The organism is Pseudomonas hamedanensis, assembly GCF_014268595.2.
Taxonomy (GTDB): Bacteria; Pseudomonadota; Gammaproteobacteria; order Pseudomonadales; family Pseudomonadaceae; genus Aquipseudomonas; species Aquipseudomonas hamedanensis.
Window position 1 is genome coordinate 3775327 of sequence record NZ_CP077091.1, and the last position, 16351, is coordinate 3791677.

The following is a 16351-nucleotide window of genomic DNA, read 5'->3' on the forward strand; positions in this document are numbered from 1 at the left end:
TCGTGTAAACATTTCGCGCGAATTTGGTTTCGGTTTAATGAATCTTGAAATCGATGGGCACGCTGACCCAGCCGTCCTGGGCGACATCACCCTGCTTGGCCGGAACGAAACTCCAACGCTTTACGGCGTTGAGCGCGGCGTCGTCGAGTTGCTGCCGGCCACTGCTTTTTGCGATCTGAATTTCGCCCGGTTTACCGCTGGCCAGCACGTGAACCCGTAACAACACCGTGCCTTCCCAACCGCGACGCTGGGCCAGCGACGGGTATTCCGGCGCCGGGTTTTTCAGGTACGCAGCGTTGGCTGATGCCGGCGTCACGGGCGGTGGCGCGGGTGGAGCGGGCGCGGCGACCGGCGCTGCCGGTTTCGGTGGTGCTGGCGGTTGCTCTACCGCTTTCTGCGCTGGTTTAGGCGCAGGTTTAACCACAGGTTTGGGTTTCGGGATCGGCTTGGGCGGAGGCGGTTTCACCGCCAACTCGTCCTCCACCGGCGCTGGCGGCTCGACCACAGGCGCCGGTGGCGGCACGACGGCCGGAGGCGCTGGTGGTGCCGGGCGTGAAAATTCGATAGTCATCGGTGGAATTTCCGGCGGCACGACGGGTAGCACCGGTGTCGGTTTCTGGCTGATCCAGTAGATCACCGCGCCATGCACCAGCAGCGCCAGCACGCCAAGCAAAATGGTTTCGCGCCGGCTCAAAGTCCCCTTGGGCGCACGCTGCAAACGCAACTGCCCTAACGGCAGGCGGTGCGGCCGGCCGAGATCGACCAGTTCGCCAACCGGCGATTGACGCCACAGCAATTCCCCTGCGCTGGCGGCGGTCTGGACATTGCCCATTGATTCACTCCCTGCGGTCTTTTGCGTTCGCTACAAAAACTGTCGATCCACCGTTTGTTGAATCCCCCACGGTCGATTGACGAGTCGATCATTGGGCCTTTCGCTTATCTCCGAAAGTAACCTTTGACGTTATAGTTAGGCATTTATGGAATAAAAAACCGGTCATTTTTTCCAAAGCCGCACGCCGCGCGGGCTGCAGCGATGGCTGAAAAACCGCATGCTTTGCAGGCATCGAAAGTATTCACTCGCGGCATCAAAATCCGGCATCGCTCATCAGAAGTCATAGCGGCCGGTGACGCCAAGGGTCCGCGGCGTACCGAGCAGGCCTTCATAGCCGCCGTTGCCGCCCGTCCACAGGGTCGTGTAGTAGGTTTTGTCGAAGGCGTTTTTCAGCCACAGCGACACATCCCACTGCCCCTGATTGAAATCGCCGCGCAGGCCCGTGGAGAAGTTGACCACGGCGTAGCTGGGGATCTGGCCGTAATCGGAATCCTCGACCGTGCCCACCGCTTTGGAGCGGAACGCATAACTGCCGGTGACATAAGGCTCGAAGCCGTTATCGAGATTCCATTTGTATTCGCCGTTGGCGTTGCCGATCCATTTCGACGCGCCGACCACTTGATGACCGCTGAGGTCGCAGGAGGCCGGTGCGCCAGGGGCCTGGCTGACTTCAGGCGGGCACGGCGCATCTTTGTAGGAGAGATAGCTGACGTCGTTATAGGAGCCGTTGAAATTCAGGGTCAGGCCACGCAGCGGCACCACCGTGCTTTCGAACTCGATGCCGCGCGAGCGCACCGAACCGGCGTTGGTCAGGTACTGCACGCGGTTCGCGGCGTCGTAGGCGTTGGTCTGGTAGGCGTTGACCTGCGTCCAGAACACGTTGGCGTTGAGTTGCAGTCGGTGATCCCACAGGGTGCTTTTGAAACCGAGTTCGGCGTTATTTGCGCGTTCGGTACCGATCAACAGCGAGTCGGCGCCAGCAGTCGGTGCAGAGCCGACGGCAAGGTTGACCCCGCCGGATTTTTCGCCGTGGGACAGCGTTGCGTAACCGAGCACGTCGTCGGTGATGCGATAGCTCAGATTGAGCAGACCGGAGGGGCTGGAGCTGTACTGATTCAAGTCACCGGAATCGTAGGCGCCGGCACGCCCCCGGCGCGCATTGGCTGCCGCGCCCGCCACCGCCACACCGCCGGACGGCGCGTTGCGGCTGACCCAGGCGTTTTTCTCTTCATAAGTGCCACGCACCCCGGCGGTGAAATCCAGGCGCTCGGTCAGGTGCCAGGTGCCTTGGGCAAACAGGGCGAAACTATCGGTCTTGATATGCCCATTGCCGACACTGGTGACGTTAGCCAGCGCACCCGCCGGCGTGCCATTCCAGATATCGGCCTGCGGGCCGTACCAGGCGAAGGATTTGTTGTCCAGGTCCGAGCCGAAATAGTAGGCGCCAACGACGTAATCAAAGAACTCGCCCTTGGGCGAGGCCAGGCGAAATTCCTGTGAATACTGTTTGTCTTCCACCGACACGCCGGCGTTGTAACTGGCCGGCACGTTGAGGCCGTCGTCGTTGCGCGGGGTGAAGTTCCAGAAGCGATAGGAACTGATCGAGGTCAGGGTGAAGTCGCTCGGCAGCGTCCAGTTGGCTTCCACCGACGTGCCGCCCTGATGCACGGTGACGTGCTGCTCGTTGTCGAGATTGACCTTGCGGTGCCGGCCATTGACCAGCGTCGCCCCGGCCGTGCTGGCCCGCGATTCATATAGATTGACGCCGTTGATGGTCGGCCCGGTGTTGTAGAGCACGCGGGTGCCTGCACTGGAATCTTCTTCGTTGTAATCGCCGATCCAGCGCAGATTGAAATCTTCATTGGGCTTGAACAGCAACTGCGCACGGAAGCCCTCGCGCGAACCGCCGTTGAGGTCATGACCGTCGTATTCATTTTTGATGTCGCCGTCACTGCGCGTGCGATAAGCGGAAAAGCGTCCGGCCAGTTGATCGTTGAGCGGCCCGGAAATCGTGCCCTTGGTCTGAAAATAACCGTCCTCGCCCACCGATGTTTCGATGCTGCGCTCAGGCGTGAAACTGGGCGCGCGGGTACTGATGTTGATCACTCCGGCGGTGGTGTTTTTGCCGAACAGCGTGCCCTGCGGCCCACGCAGGACTTCGAGCTGTTCGATGTCCATCAGATCGAAGACCGCCATCCCCGGGCGCCCCAGATAAACGTTGTCGATGTACAAGCCGACGCTGCCTTCCAGGCCGTCACTTGCCGGGTTGTTGCCCAGACCACGGATCGACACGCTGGACTGGCGCGCGTGCATGTAGGCCACATTGACGCTGGGCACCAGTTGCTGCAAATCCTGAATCCGGTAGACCCGTTGCGCCTCAAGATTCTGCCCGCTGACCACGCTCATCGGCGTCGGCACGTCTTGCGAACTTTCCTCGCGGCGACGGGTGGTGACGGTCACGGTTTCCAGTTGCGAACTGTTGGCCGCCGCCTTATCTGCCGGGACCGGCGGCGGGGTTTCGGCCTCGGCAGCATAACCGTGGGTCCAACTGGCGCTGCCTGCCAGCAACAGGGCCAGAGGCAGGCGTTTGAGCCGTCGGGGTGATGGGGGTGACTCGAGGTTCAACGGACTCATGGCGCGGCTCCTGGTCAAAAAACACACAGACATCTTCAGCGCTGCATATTCTTTTAAGTTATTTATTTATGGATTTACAAATATTTACTGCATAAGAGATTGCCTTTATAAGGAGTCGACGTAATGCATATCCAATGCATTTCCCGGATATTTTTTATGTGAAAAATGCATATCGATCTGCGCCAACTTCGTCACTTCATCGCCTTGGCTGAACAACGCAGCTTCGTCGCTGGCGCACAGGCGGTGAACCTGTCGCAGTCGGCGTTCAGCCGCAGTATTCAGGCGCTGGAACACAGCGTTGGCTGCCAGTTGGTCGACCGTGGGCGCAAGGAACTGCCGCCGACCAAACAGGGTCAGGTGCTGCTCGAACATGCGCGGCGACTGGTCAGCGGCGCGCAACAAATGGCCAACGAGATCAGCCAGTTCAATGGGCTTGAAGCCGGAGAATTACGTTTCGGTTGTGGGCCGGCGCCGGCAGCCGGATTGATTCCGCGCGCGATTGGCGCCTTCATCGGCCGTTACCCGAAAGCGCGCGTGCAGTTCCAGGTCGATGACTGGCAGAGCCTGAGCAAACGCCTGCTCAGCGCAGAGTTCGAATTCTTCGTCGCCGACACCCGGCAATTCGAGGCCGACCCGGATTACCTGACGCACCGATTGCGGCCGCGCAAATGGCATTTCTGCTGCCGCGCCGGGCATCCGCTGACGGCGTTTGCACGCGTCAGCGCCGAGCAGTTGATGAGTTATCCACTGGCAGTGAGCATTCGTCCGCCGAACCTGCGCAAGGTCATCGTCGACCTCAGCGGCCGCCCGGATTTCACGCCCAGCGTAGAGTGCGAAAACAGCTCCAGTCTGCTGAGCGTGGTGCTGCGTTCGGAGGCGATCGGGATTGTCGGCGCTTATTCCGATGCGCTGCATCTGGCCAAGGCTGAGCTGGTGTGCCTGAAGATCGAAGGCCTGGCCGATGATCTTGAGGAGCTGTACACCCGCTACGGGATCGTCAGCCGCGCGGGGTATCGATTGTCGCCGTTGGCCGAGGCGATGATTGAGCAGATCAAGGCGATTGATGCGATGGATGAGGAGGTGTGTTCGTTGGAGAATTTTGCTGTTTGATCCATTGCTATCGCGAGCAGGCTCACTCCTACAGGTGACCGCGTTCCAATTGTAGGAGTGAGCCTGCTCGCGATGGCGGCAGCCCTTGCACCAATGCAATCGCTGCATAAATCGCATTCCTCAAATGCACTTGCCGAACTCCCCCACCGAAAGCGAAAACCCTCACCTGTCCCATTGACCGGTGAACCCCATGCCCACCCCGCCCAATCCCGTGCGCAACGTGCTCTACATCATGTGCGATCAACTGCGCCGCGATTACCTGTCCTGCTACGGCCACCCGCATCTGCACACGCCCAACATCGATCGACTCGCTGCTGAAGGCGTGCGCTTTTCCCGCGCTTATACCCAAGGCACGATCTGCGGCCCGTCGCGGATGTCGGCTTACACCGGACGCTACGTCAGCAGCCATCAGGTGGCGTGGAATGCCGTGCCGTTGCCATTGGATGAACTGACGATTGGCGATTATCTGCGTCCCCACGGGATTCGTACCGCGCTGGTCGGCAAGACCCATGCGACCGCAAATGTCGACGCCCTGCAGCGTCTGGCGATCGACCCTGGAAGCGATCAAGCCACCATCCTCAACGAAGTCGGTTTTGAACCGTACATGCGCCATGACGGCATCTATCCCGACGATCCGCTGTTTGACGAAAAACGCGAATCCGCGCCTTACACCCACTATCTGCGCGACCACGGTTTCGACGGGCGCAATCCCTGGCACGACTGGGCCAACGCCGCCGAAGGCGAAGATGGCGAAATCCTCAGCGGCTGGAAAATGCGTCATGCGAATTTGCCAGCACGTATTCCCGAGCAACACTCAGAGACCGTCTACACTACAAATCGCGCCATCGACTTCATCACCGAGCAAGGCGAGAAATCATGGTGTTTACACCTTTCCTACATCAAACCGCACTGGCCCTACATCGTACCGGCGCCGTACCATGCGCTGTACAGTACGAAATCGATTCTCGAACCGGTCCGCGCGACGCCCTCCGAAGCCAGCAATCACCCCGTCTACACTGCCTTTCGCCAGCATGAGGAAAGCCTCAATTTTTCCCGCGATTCAGTACGATTAAATGTAATCCCCACCTACATGGGCCTGGTCAAGCAAGTGGATGATCAGTTGGGGAGGCTGCTGGATTTTTTGCAGAGCAATGGACGCTGGGAGGACACCTTGATCGTGTTCACCAGCGATCACGGCGACTTTCTTGGCGATCACTGGCTCGGCGAAAAGGAGTTTTTGCTGGAACAGGCAGTGGGTGTGCCGCTGGTCGTGCGCGATCCGCGGGCAGCGGCGGATGTCACTCGCGGCACAGTGGATGAGCGCTTGGTGGAAACCATAGACGCGCTGCCGACATTTCTTCAGGCGCTGGGATTACCGGGAGCCGAGCACCGGCTCGAAGGGCACTCGTTGATACCGCTGCTGCTGGGCGAGAATCCGGATTGGCGCCGCTATGCAATCAGCGAATACGACTATGCCTTCCAGGCCCCGGCGCGCGAACGCCTCGGCCAGCCAATCGACCGCTGCCGCATGACCATGGTGCGCAGCGAGCGCTGGAAATACCTGGCGTACGACGGTTTTCGACCGCAGCTGTTTGATCTGCAGAAAGATCCGCAGGAGCTGCGCGATCTGGGGGATGACCCGGCTTATGCGGCGGTGCGCGAGGAGCATCTGGGGTATCTGTTCGAGTGGGTGCGTGGGCTGAAGCGGCGTACGACGATTAGCCATGAAGAGATCGATTTTCGCGGACAGCGGTTTCGTTATGGTGAGCCTGAAAGCGAGAAAGTCGTTCAGATCGGCGTGTGGTAAAAGTCCTTCGCGAGCAAGCTCGCTCCCACAGGGTTTGGCGTCGATCACATCCGTTGTGTTCGACAAAAATCCACTGTGGGAGCGAGCCTGCTCGCGAAGAGGCCCGATCAGACGCCGACGATCATCATCAAACTCAATTGCCTTTGATGGTCTGACTGCGCTGCCCATTCACGCCCACCGGCACCTCGCCCTTCAGCGTCACCCGGCGCACCACACGGTCCTGGGTGCCGTAATCATCGATCGCATAATGCTGCGTCGAGCGGTTATCCCAGATCGCCACATCACCGGCCTTCCAGCGCCAGCGCACGGTGTTTTCCTGGCGGATCACATGGCTTTGCAGCAAGCCGAACAGGTGCGCCGAATCCGCCTGCGAATAGCCCTTGATGCGCTTGACGAAATGCCCCAGCAGCAGGCTTTTTTCGCCGCTGACGGGGTGCACGCGCACCACTGGATGCTCGGTCTCGTAGACCGTGGAGGTGAACACCTTGCGATAACGCTCGAGTTTTTCTGCCGATACATCCGGTTTGGCGCTGGCGTAGTCGTATTCGTTGCTGTGCACGGCGACGAGTTTGTCGGCCAGTTCACGCAACTCGCTCGGCAAGCCGCTGTACGCCGTCGCGGTGTTCGCCCAAAGGGTATCGCCGCCAAAGGCCGGGGCGACCACCGAACGCAGGATCGAGGCTTTCGGGTAAGCGTCAACGAAGGTCACGTCGGTGTGCCAGGAGTTGGCGCGCTGCCCTTCGGCGCCGTCCAGCTCGAGCAGATAACGCGTGCCTTCGCGCGAAGGGACCGTCGGATGCGCCACCGGCTCGCCGAGCAGATGAGCGAAGGCTTCCTGGCGCTGATCGTCGAGCTGAGTTTGCTCGCGGAAGAACAGCACTTTGTATTCGACCAGCGCCTGTTGAATCGCTTCGACAGTGGCCGCGTCCAGCTCACCGGACAGGTGCACACCGCGAATCTCGGCGCCGATACGGCCGGCCACCGGGTGAATGTCCAGCGTGTGGAGAGCGGGTTTTACAGCGAGTGCGGCATTGCTCATGGGAAGACCCTCATCGACTGCTTGCGGTTGAACGGCAGCGAAACAACGCTCTATCTATATTCAATTTACATCTAATAGATACTTGCATGCTTCGTTGACGGAATAAGAGCTTGCATTTAAAACCTCAAGCAACCCTCGTCGCAAATGCCTTCGGGCTATTTTTAGGATGCCGGAAAAGCATATGGACCTTCGCCAGTTGCGCTACTTCATCGCCCTCAACGAGCACCGCAGTTTTGTCCGTGCGGCGGACGCGATGGGCATCACCCAACCGGCGTTCAGCCGCAGCATTCAAGGGCTTGAGCAGGAGTTCGGCTGCGTATTGGTCGATCGCGGCAACAAGGATTTGCGCCCGACGCCAGAAGGTCAGGTCGTGCTGCAACACGCCCTGAGCCTGGTACAGGGCGCGGCGTTGCTCAGCGCCGAAGTGACGCAGATGACCAAGCTCGATGCCGGCGAAGTGCACTTCGGTTGCGGCCCGGCGCCGGCGGTGAAACTGGTGCCGGATGCGGTGGCGCAGTTCATCAACGCGCACCCGAAAGTACGCACCTGCTTCCAGGTGGATAACTGGGAAAAACTCAGCCGAGCGCTGAGCCGCGAAGAGATCGAATTCTTCATCGCCGACATCCGCCATTTCGAGGCCGATCCGAACTTTCAGACCCAACCACTGACGCCCAAGCGCGGGGTGTTTTTCTGCCGGCCGGGGCACCCGTTGCTGGCCAAGGAAAGCCTGTCGACCAACGACATGTTCGACTACCCGCTGGCCGCCACGCTGATCCCGCCGGGCATTCGCAAGCTGCTGGCGAACCTCAGCGGGCGCATCGATTTTTCGCCAACCATCGAAACCGAGCACTTTCCGGCACTGGTCAAAGTCGTGCTGCAATCCAATGCGATCGGTGTCGGCACGGAGGAGGCATTTGTCGAGGACGTCGCCAAGGGTTCGCTGGTGTTATTGCACTGGCGCAACCTGCCACAAAACCTTGAGAGCATGAACGCACGCTGCGGCATCGTCAGCCGCACCGGGTTTCGTCTGTCACCGGCGGCCCGGGCGATGATCGAGACGTTGGTGGCGGTGGATCGCCAAGAAGATCGCGTTGCTGTTTAGAACGCCATCGCGAGCAGGCTCACTCCTACAGGGGAACGCATTCCAGATGTAGGAGTGAGCCTGCTCGCGATAGCGCCAGACCAGACGCCGAAAATTCAAAGTTGCGCTGCAGAAAGCTCAGGCGCCACCCAATCACTGACCTTGAACGGTTTGCGAATCAGCTTCTGCTGCGCCGCCAGGTCGACCTTGTCCTGCAGGCTGCTGAGGAACACCGGGTCCAGCGTCGAGGGGAAAATCTCGCTCAGATTCTGATCTTTCAGATCCTGAGCGAGGATCACTGGCGGATAGCTCGCCAGCCCCGACACCAACTGTACATAGGCGTCTTTGTTGCTGTCCTGAGTCAACCATTGCACAGCCTGTTGTTGCGCCTTGAGCAGTCTGGCGATGACTTCAGGGTGCGCGTCGACAAACTTGCCATTGCCGAGCAAAACCGCCTGCACGCTACCAGCGCCGCCCAGGTCTTTGGTGTTGAGCGGCAACTCCGCCAGGCCTTTGGCTTGCAAAGCACTCAAAGCGGAGCTGCCCCACGAGGCATCGATCTGTCTGGCCGCGAGCGCCGACACCGCTGCGTTGAAATCCAGATTGATGACTTTCACATCCTTCTCGCTCAAGCCCTGGCTCGCCAGCGCCGCATCGAACGACAGCTGCGTCGCCGTCCCACGGAAGATCGCCACGCGTTTGCCTTTGAGATCCTGCAGGGTCTTGATTCCCGAACCCGGCACCACGCCAAGGTATTGCTTGACGCCGCGCGCGGACGCGCTAAGCAAGCGCGTGTCCAGGCCGTTCGATTTGCCGATGATCGCGGCGAGATCACCGAGATAGGCCAGATCCACCTGGCCATTGGCAAACGCCTCGTTGATCACCGGTCCGGCGCCCTTGAAGAAGCTCCACTGAATCTTGATGCCCTGCTCGGCGAAGGCCTTTTCGAAGATCTGCTGATCGCGCAACACATCGACGATACCGCCGCCGCTGTGCTGCGTACCGGCGCTGAGGTCGGGCACGGCGATGCGAATCTCCTTGAGCTCCTCGGCCTGCGCACTGAGCGCAAGCAATCCTGCCAGTGCCGGGGCGGCCAACAGGCTGATGACACGTTTGAAGGGAAGGTTCATGGGTGCGGCTCCTTGATCGCTGAGAAGCCGAAAGTAGGCTGAATGCGCATCTTCACTTAAATACTAAAAATGCACATTTTTATAGTTTTTTGCGCTAAGCAAGCGTAGCCGGGGGCTGTGGCGGCGCATGCATTAAGGACATCGAAAATATTCTTCAAATGCATTGGATGCGCGTCGCTCTGGAAGCCTTAAATGGTCTTGCTTATCTCTTAATAGAATTGACTTGAATTTTGTTAGACCAATTTTGCATACCTGCACGTCACCTGTGGGAGCGGGCTTGCCCGCGAAGACCCTGTGCCATCCACCATCACTGGCACCTGACACTACGCCTTCGTGAGCAAGCCCACTCCCACAGAGGCAAAGCGGTTCGTCATGCAACCCGACAACGGAGGTCACCCATGGCCCGTCAATCCCTGCTCAGCCTGCCGCTGGCCGCGCCGCCGCTGAAAAGCCGCCGCTCCTGGCCAAGTCTGAACCAGCGTCTGTTGCCCTGGCTGCTGCCCATCAGTCTTTTTGCCCTGTGGTGGTTGGCCGCGCGCAATCAGTGGATGAGCGAGCAGATTCTGCCGACGCCATCGCTGGTCTGGAGCAGCGCTGTCGAACTTGCGCAAGGCGAGCTATGGAGTCATTTGTGGATCAGCCTGCAACGGCTGTTCTGGGGTTTGCTTGGAGGTATTTCGGCAGGCGCGATGCTGGGGGCCACGCTGGGTTTCAGTCGGCGTCTGGAGCGCTTGATTTTCCCGACCTTCGCCGGGTTGGCGCAGGTGCCGACGCTGGCGTGGATTCCGCTGTTCATGGTGTTTTTCGGCATCGGCGAAGTGTTGAAACTGGTGGTACTGATCAAAGCCATCGTCGTACCGGTGACCCTGCACACGCTGGTCGGCGTACGCGATGCGCAACCGAAACTGCGCGAAGCCGCCGCCGTGTTGCGCCTGCCGCCGCGTCTGTTGATTCGTCGGCTGGTACTTCCTGCTGCGCTGCCGGCGTTCATGGCCGGTGTGCGCCTGGCACTCGCCGCCGGCTGGACATCGCTGCTGGCGGTCGAGCTGCTCGCCTCCAGCGAAGGCATCGGTTACCTGATGGTCTGGGCGCGGCAGCTGTTCATGCTCGATATCGTGTTTGTGTGCATCGTGATCATCGGGCTGATCGGCGTGGCCATGGATCGCGGCATCGGTTTGCTTGACCGTAAACTGGTGCACTGGCCGCATCCGGCCACCGCGGAAATTCGCCGCGGCCCGCGTTATCAGGGCTGGCAGCGCCTGCAACCGTGGCTGTTGCCACTGGGCTTGCTGGCGCTGTGGCAGGTGGCGAATGATCAGCAGTGGGTCGACGCGAATATTCTGGTCAGCCCTGTGGCCGTGGTGAGCACGACATGGGATGGCCTGCTCGACGGCACGCTGGCCAACGGCATGGCGTTGAGTTTGAGCCGCACCCTCGGCGGCTTGCTGCTCGGTGGCGGACTCGGTTTCGCCCTGGGCCTGCTGCTGGGACTGTCGCGTTTGAGCGAACGCTTGCTCGGCCCGACCCTTGCCGCGTTGCGCCAGATCGCCATTTTCGCCTGGGTGCCGCTGCTCACGGCGTGGTTCGGTCTCGGTGAGTTGGCCAAGTGGGTATTCGTCGCCCTCGCCGGGTTTTTTCCGCTGTTTATCGCCACCCAGCGCAGCGTCGCCAACCTGTCGCCGCAGCTCAACGAAGCGGCGCAAGTGCTGCGCCTGAGCCTCGGCCAGCGCCTGCGTCGGCTGGTGCTGCCGGGCGCTGCGCCGGGGATTTTCGCCGGACTCAGGCTAAGCCTGATTTACGCCTGGCTTGGCACCATCGGCGCCGAATATTTCATGCCGTCCAACGGCGGCATCGGCAGCCAGATGATCGGCGCACAGCAACTGCTGCGCATGGATCTGATCATGGCCGGCATGCTCTTGGTCGGCTTCACCGGCGCCTTGCTCAACCTGATTGGCCAACGCCTGGAAATTCGCGCCACTCGCTGGAGACACGCATGAACGCACCGATTGTCAGCTTCAACCACGTAGGCAAATCCTTCGACGTCGACGGTTTCGAGCTGGAGGCCATTCGTGAATTCAACCTGGACATCGCCGAGGGCGAATTCGTCGCCATCGTCGGCTCAAGCGGCTGCGGCAAATCCACCCTGCTGCGGTTGCTGGTCGGCCTCGATACGCAGTTTCGCGGGCAGATCGACGTCGATGGCAAAGCCGTCAGCGGCATCGGCGGCGAGCGCGGCATCGTCTTTCAGGAGCACCGTTTGTTTCCCTGGCTGACCGTTGCCGACAACATCGGCCTGGGCCTGGTCAACGAGCCGCTGAGTGCGGCGCAAAAGCAACAGCGCATCAGCGATTTCATCGATCTGGTCGGCCTGCGCGACTTTACCCGCGCTTACCCGCATCAGCTCTCCGGCGGCATGGCGCAGCGCGTGGCAATCGCCCGAGGCCTGGTCGCCAGCCCGAGGATCCTGCTGCTCGACGAGCCCTTCGGCGCCCTCGACGCACTGACCCGCCAGCAAATGCAGGACGAGCTGCTGGCGATTCGCGAACGAGCAAAAATCACCACAATCCTGGTGACCCATGATGTCGAGGAAGCGATTTTTCTCGCCGACCGCGTGGTAGTGATGGAGCCGCGCCCCGGGCGCATCAAGCAAGTGGTCGACATCGCCCTGCCCCATCCGCGTCAGCGCAGCAGTTTCGACTTCCATCAACTGCGCGAAGAACTGCTGCACGAATTGACCAATGATGACCATTACCAACCGAGCGCACCGGTGCAGATCCGCGATCTGCCGCTGACGTTCATTGCCTGCTGAACAGGAGTTCCGCCATGCCGCAACGCCCCAATTTTCTGGTGATTCTGGCCGACGATTTAGGCTTCTCCGACATCGGTGCGTTCGGCGGCGAAATCGCCACGCCGAACCTCGATGCGCTGGCGTACAGCGGCCTGCGCCTGACCGACTTTCACACCGCACCGACCTGCTCGCCGACACGCTCGATGCTGCTGACCGGCACCGATCACCACATCGCTGGCATCGGCACCATGGCCGAAGCACTCACTCCGGAACTGATCGGCAAACCCGGTTATGAGGGTTACCTCAATGACCGCGTCGTCGCCTTGCCCGAGCTGCTGCGCGAGGCCGGTTATCAGACGTTGATGAGTGGCAAATGGCATCTTGGTCTGAAGGCCGAACTGGCGCCACATGCGCGGGGGTTTGAACGCTCGTTTTCGCTGCTGCCGGGCGCCGCCAACCATTATGGTTTCGAGCCGACCTACGATGAACAAACACCCGGCCTGCTGAAATCCACCCCGGCGCTGTACATCGAGGACGATCAGTTTCTCGACGAGTTGCCCAAGGATTTCTATTCGTCCGATGCCTTCGGCGACAAGCTGCTGCAATACCTCAAGGAGCGCGACCAGACCCGACCATTCTTTGCTTATCTGCCATTCTCCGCGCCGCACTGGCCGTTGCAGGCACCCGCCGACATCGTCGAGAAATACCGCGGTCGCTATGACGCCGGCCCCGAAGTGCTGCGCCTCGAACGCCTGGAAAAACTCAAGGCTCTGGGGCTGATCGAGGCGGATGTCGAACCGCATCCGCTGATCCAGCTCAGTGCGCAGTGGGACGCATTGAGCAAAGAGCAAAAGCAGATTTCCGCACGGGCAATGGAAGTCTACGCGGCGATGGTCGAACGCATGGACTGGAACATCGGCCGGGTCGTCGATTACCTGCGCCAGCAGGGCCAGCTCGATAACACCTTCATTCTGTTCATGTCCGATAACGGTGCCGAAGGCGCGCTGCTCGAAGCGTTTCCCAAGTTCGGCCCGGAGCTGATGACCTACCTCAACCAGCATTACGACAACAGCCTCGACAACATCGGCCGGGCCAACTCCTACGTCTGGTACGGGCCGAACTGGGCGCAGGTAGCGACCGCACCGTCGCGGCTGTTCAAGGCGTTTACAACCGAGGGCGGGATTCGTGTACCGGCGCTGCTGCACTATCCGCAGCTGCCGCTCAAAGGGCAGATCAGCCACGGCTTCGGTACGGTGATGGACATCACCCCGACCATTCTCGATCTGGCCGGCGTGCGCCATCCCGGCAAACAGTGGAAAGGCAAAGCGGTGGCGCCGTTACGTGGCAAGTCGTGGCTGGGCTTTTTGTCCGGCGAGACCGCGCAGGTGCATGACGAACACACGGTGACGGGCTGGGAATTGTTCGGGCGCCGCGCGATTCGCCAAGGGTCGTGGAAAGCGGTGTGGATCCCCGGGCCGGTGGGGCCGGCGAACTGGCAGCTTTATGATCTGGCGAGTGACCCGGGTGAGATTCATGACTTGGCGTTGAGTCAGCCGGACAAGCTCGATGCATTGATCGGGCATTGGCAGCGCTATGTGGAAGAGACCGGGGTGATCCTGAGTGCTTCGCCGTTTCAGCCGGATTGATGGTGACCGATTTATAGCTATCGCGAGCAGGCTCACTCCTACAACTGGAATGCATTCCCCCTGTAGGAGTGAGCCTGCTCGCGAAGAGGTCTTCACAGTCACCCATTACGCTCGGACTGTACGCACCTCTTCCTGCACAACGGCATCCCGCCGCACAAAGCGGTTCGCCCGCCCAAACGTGCCGAAATCATTAAATCGCACCCCCATGTCGCGCATCACCTTGTGCGCCACCGGCACGGTCATCTGGCGGATGTAAAACGGCTCCTTGACGACGAAATGATGAATCCCGTGACTGCTGCCGAAGTTGAAGCAGAACGCCTGTAACGGCCACAGCCACCATGGGTTCAACACCTGACATTGCTGCATCACATTGCCCGGCTCGATATCGCCGTAGTAATGCATGTTCGAGCTGATGAAATGCAAGCAGAAGGTGCGCAGCACGTTCGGGCCGATGATCACCACCACCGCGATATCGACCACCTGCATGACCGACAACGTGGTGGCGGACCACTCGATTGGCGCGCCCAGCACGTAGCCGATGCCGTTGGCCGCGTGAAACCCGAGAAACACATACCACGCGCCCCAATGCAGCAGCGCCAGCGGTGCGTAGACTTTCACAACGCGCTTGAGAATGCTCAGCTTGTGCGCCCAGGTCTTGGCCCGAAGCATGCGAATGAACGCTGACATGACGTTGTCACCGACCATCAGCAGCCGCGCCAATCCCCACGGCTCACCATTGGTGATCGCGCGTTCTTCCATGTCGGCTTCGGTACCGGACACCTTGTGGTGATTGAGGTGCAGATGGCGACGAATCCATGGGTTGATCGTGCTCGGTCGCGCCAGCCACACCAGGCCCATCATCAGATTGTGCGGCACGCGTTGCTTGCGGAAATACATGCTGTGGATCAAGTCGTGCTCAAGCTCATGGGTCAGCGAAGCGAAAAACGCGTTGAGCAACAGGCACACCCACCACGCCATGTGGCCCGTGATGTACAGCGCCGCCGAACCGATCATGCCGGCCAGGGCGAAAGCCAGTATTCCCGCGCCGAGGGCATCCTGATGCCGCAGGATCGGATAACGCTCACGCAATTCCACGCCCTTGGCCAGCACCACCTCGCGAATATGCGCCGATCGCAGTACAGCATTGTGTCGCTGGGGACTTGCAGAAGTACCGTCCATGCTTCCATCCTCTGGTTATCGATGTCCGTATCCTGCCTCGGCCGGGTTCGAAACGCGGTAGCCGAGCACGCCAACCTGTTGACCGGAAGCGCCAATCAGCATGAAGGAACCGACCTCCCTCGCCAGCTGGACCCGTGCCTTGCGCAAGCAACTCGACGCGCTGGGGCTGGACAGTCTTGCCCTGTGCCAACAGGCCGGACTCGATCCGACGTTGATGGACGACCCCAACGCGCGCTATCCGCTGTCCGGCACCACGCGCCTCTGGGCGCTCGCCGTCGAAGCCAGCGGCGACCCGGCTCTGGGCCTGCGCGTGTCACGTTTTGTCAGCCCGACCACCTTCCACGCGCTGGGTTATGCGCTGGTGGCCAGCGGTAGCTTGCGCGAGGTGTTTGAACGGATCGTGCGTTATCACCCGGTGGTCAGCGATGCGCTGGAGCTTGAGCTGAGCCGCAACGTCGACCGCTATCAATTTCGCCTGAACATTCCGTCCGGCAATCCGGCGCCGGCCTTCGAAGCCATCGACGCGTTCACCGCGATCTACGTGCGCACCTGCCGCAATCGCCTCGGTCGCGATTACGCGCCACTGGCGGTCTATCTGCGCCGCCCTGAGCCGAGCGACGCCCAGCAATGGCACAAAGTCTTCCGCGCCCCCGTGTATTTCGGTTGCAGCGAAGATCGCCTGGAGTTTGCCCTCGCCGACTTTGACAGCCACCTCGACGACGCCAACCCGGAACTGGCCGAACACAACGAAGCCGTGCTCAAACGCACCATGGCCCAGCTCAAACCGCTGACCTGGGAACGCAAGGTGCGCGATGCCATTGAAGAACAATTACCCGAAGGCGAACCGAGCGCCGAACGCATCGCCCAGGCCTTGCACCTGAGCCTGCGCAGCCTGCAACGGCATCTGGCGGATGAGGGTTGCCGCTTCGACACCCTGCTCAACGAAAGCCGCGAAAATCTGGCGCTGCTGCACCTGCGTGACCCGCAGTGTTCCTTGAGTGAAGTCAGCTATCTGCTGGGGTTCGCCGACACCAGCAGCTTCAGCCGCGCGTTCAAGCGCTGGACAGGGATGACGCCGGGGCAGTTTCGGGATGGGTTGCGTTGA

The 16351-nt window shown here is 60.6% G+C and carries 12 protein-coding genes; 7 read left to right on the top strand and 5 right to left on the bottom strand.

The window, feature by feature from the left end:
* Nucleotides 1-34 precede the first annotated feature (34 nt).
* Both HU739_RS16345 and HU739_RS16350 read right to left on the bottom strand, forming a co-directional pair.
* A complete protein-coding gene (locus HU739_RS16345) occupies nucleotides 35-832 on the bottom strand; it encodes an energy transducer TonB (RefSeq protein WP_186548560.1) in 798 nt (265 codons plus the stop codon).
* Nucleotides 833-1105: 273 nt separating this feature from the next.
* On the bottom strand, nucleotides 1106-3466 hold the full coding sequence (locus HU739_RS16350; protein WP_186548562.1) for a TonB-dependent receptor: 2361 nt from the start codon (nucleotides 3464-3466) through the stop codon (nucleotides 1106-1108).
* Nucleotides 3467-3631: 165 nt separating this feature from the next.
* Between HU739_RS16350 and HU739_RS16355 the strand changes: the two genes are divergently transcribed.
* Together HU739_RS16355 and HU739_RS16360 are read left to right on the top strand one after the other, a co-directional pair.
* Nucleotides 3632-4576, top strand: coding sequence for a LysR family transcriptional regulator (locus tag HU739_RS16355; RefSeq protein WP_186548564.1), 945 nt, complete (start codon nucleotides 3632-3634; stop codon nucleotides 4574-4576).
* Between the two features lie 190 nt (nucleotides 4577-4766).
* Entirely contained in the window at nucleotides 4767-6383 is a 1617-nt protein-coding gene (locus tag HU739_RS16360; protein ID WP_186548566.1) for an alkaline phosphatase family protein, read from the top strand.
* Between the two features lie 133 nt (nucleotides 6384-6516).
* Here HU739_RS16360 and HU739_RS16365 read toward each other — a convergent pair whose 3' ends face one another.
* Nucleotides 6517-7422: a TauD/TfdA dioxygenase family protein gene (locus HU739_RS16365; RefSeq protein ID WP_186548568.1), complete on the bottom strand. Its 906-nt coding sequence runs from the start codon at nucleotides 7420-7422 to the stop codon at nucleotides 6517-6519.
* Between the two features lie 181 nt (nucleotides 7423-7603).
* Between HU739_RS16365 and HU739_RS16370 the strand changes: the two genes are divergently transcribed.
* Complete coding sequence (locus HU739_RS16370) at nucleotides 7604-8524, top strand: LysR family transcriptional regulator (protein WP_186548570.1); 921 nt, start codon at nucleotides 7604-7606, stop codon at nucleotides 8522-8524.
* Nucleotides 8525-8619: 95 nt separating this feature from the next.
* Here the strand turns inward: HU739_RS16370 and HU739_RS16375 are convergent, their stop codons facing one another.
* On the bottom strand, nucleotides 8620-9633 hold the full coding sequence (locus tag HU739_RS16375) for an ABC transporter substrate-binding protein (RefSeq protein WP_186548572.1): 1014 nt from the start codon (nucleotides 9631-9633) through the stop codon (nucleotides 8620-8622).
* A gap of 398 nt (nucleotides 9634-10031) precedes the next feature.
* Between HU739_RS16375 and HU739_RS16380 the strand changes: the two genes are divergently transcribed.
* From HU739_RS16380 to HU739_RS16390, 3 genes are read left to right on the top strand one after another with little or no spacing between them, the layout of a single operon-like run.
* Entirely contained in the window at nucleotides 10032-11630 is a 1599-nt protein-coding gene (locus HU739_RS16380; RefSeq protein WP_186548575.1) for an ABC transporter permease, read from the top strand.
* A complete protein-coding gene (locus HU739_RS16385; RefSeq protein ID WP_186548577.1) occupies nucleotides 11627-12442 on the top strand; it encodes an ABC transporter ATP-binding protein in 816 nt (271 codons plus the stop codon). Before HU739_RS16380 ends, HU739_RS16385 begins: the two co-directional genes overlap by 4 nt.
* Nucleotides 12443-12456: 14 nt before the next feature.
* Complete coding sequence (locus tag HU739_RS16390; RefSeq protein ID WP_186548579.1) at nucleotides 12457-14067, top strand: arylsulfatase; 1611 nt, start codon at nucleotides 12457-12459, stop codon at nucleotides 14065-14067.
* Between the two features lie 105 nt (nucleotides 14068-14172).
* Here the strand turns inward: HU739_RS16390 and HU739_RS16395 are convergent, their stop codons facing one another.
* Entirely contained in the window at nucleotides 14173-15246 is a 1074-nt protein-coding gene (locus HU739_RS16395) for a fatty acid desaturase (RefSeq protein WP_186548581.1), read from the bottom strand.
* 100 nt (nucleotides 15247-15346) lie between these two features.
* Between HU739_RS16395 and HU739_RS16400 the strand changes: the two genes are divergently transcribed.
* Complete coding sequence (locus HU739_RS16400; protein WP_186548583.1) at nucleotides 15347-16351, top strand: AraC family transcriptional regulator; 1005 nt, start codon at nucleotides 15347-15349, stop codon at nucleotides 16349-16351.

Excerpts from the sequence above, each read along its gene's own strand:
- HU739_RS16345 (WP_186548560.1), bottom strand. The coding sequence starts at position 832 with ATGGGCAATGTCCAGACCGCCGCCAGCGCAGGGGAATTGCTGTGGCGT.
- HU739_RS16350 (WP_186548562.1), bottom strand. The coding sequence starts at position 3,466 with ATGAGTCCGTTGAACCTCGAGTCACCCCCATCACCCCGACGGCTCAAA.
- HU739_RS16355 (WP_186548564.1), top strand. The coding sequence starts at position 3,632 with ATGCATATCGATCTGCGCCAACTTCGTCACTTCATCGCCTTGGCTGAA.
- HU739_RS16360 (WP_186548566.1), top strand. The coding sequence starts at position 4,767 with ATGCCCACCCCGCCCAATCCCGTGCGCAACGTGCTCTACATCATGTGC.
- HU739_RS16365 (WP_186548568.1), bottom strand. The coding sequence starts at position 7,422 with ATGAGCAATGCCGCACTCGCTGTAAAACCCGCTCTCCACACGCTGGAC.
- HU739_RS16370 (WP_186548570.1), top strand. The coding sequence starts at position 7,604 with ATGGACCTTCGCCAGTTGCGCTACTTCATCGCCCTCAACGAGCACCGC.
- HU739_RS16375 (WP_186548572.1), bottom strand. The coding sequence starts at position 9,633 with ATGAACCTTCCCTTCAAACGTGTCATCAGCCTGTTGGCCGCCCCGGCA.
- HU739_RS16380 (WP_186548575.1), top strand. The coding sequence starts at position 10,032 with ATGGCCCGTCAATCCCTGCTCAGCCTGCCGCTGGCCGCGCCGCCGCTG.
- HU739_RS16385 (WP_186548577.1), top strand. The coding sequence starts at position 11,627 with ATGAACGCACCGATTGTCAGCTTCAACCACGTAGGCAAATCCTTCGAC.
- HU739_RS16390 (WP_186548579.1), top strand. The coding sequence starts at position 12,457 with ATGCCGCAACGCCCCAATTTTCTGGTGATTCTGGCCGACGATTTAGGC.
- HU739_RS16395 (WP_186548581.1), bottom strand. The coding sequence starts at position 15,246 with ATGGACGGTACTTCTGCAAGTCCCCAGCGACACAATGCTGTACTGCGA.
- HU739_RS16400 (WP_186548583.1), top strand. The coding sequence starts at position 15,347 with ATGAAGGAACCGACCTCCCTCGCCAGCTGGACCCGTGCCTTGCGCAAG.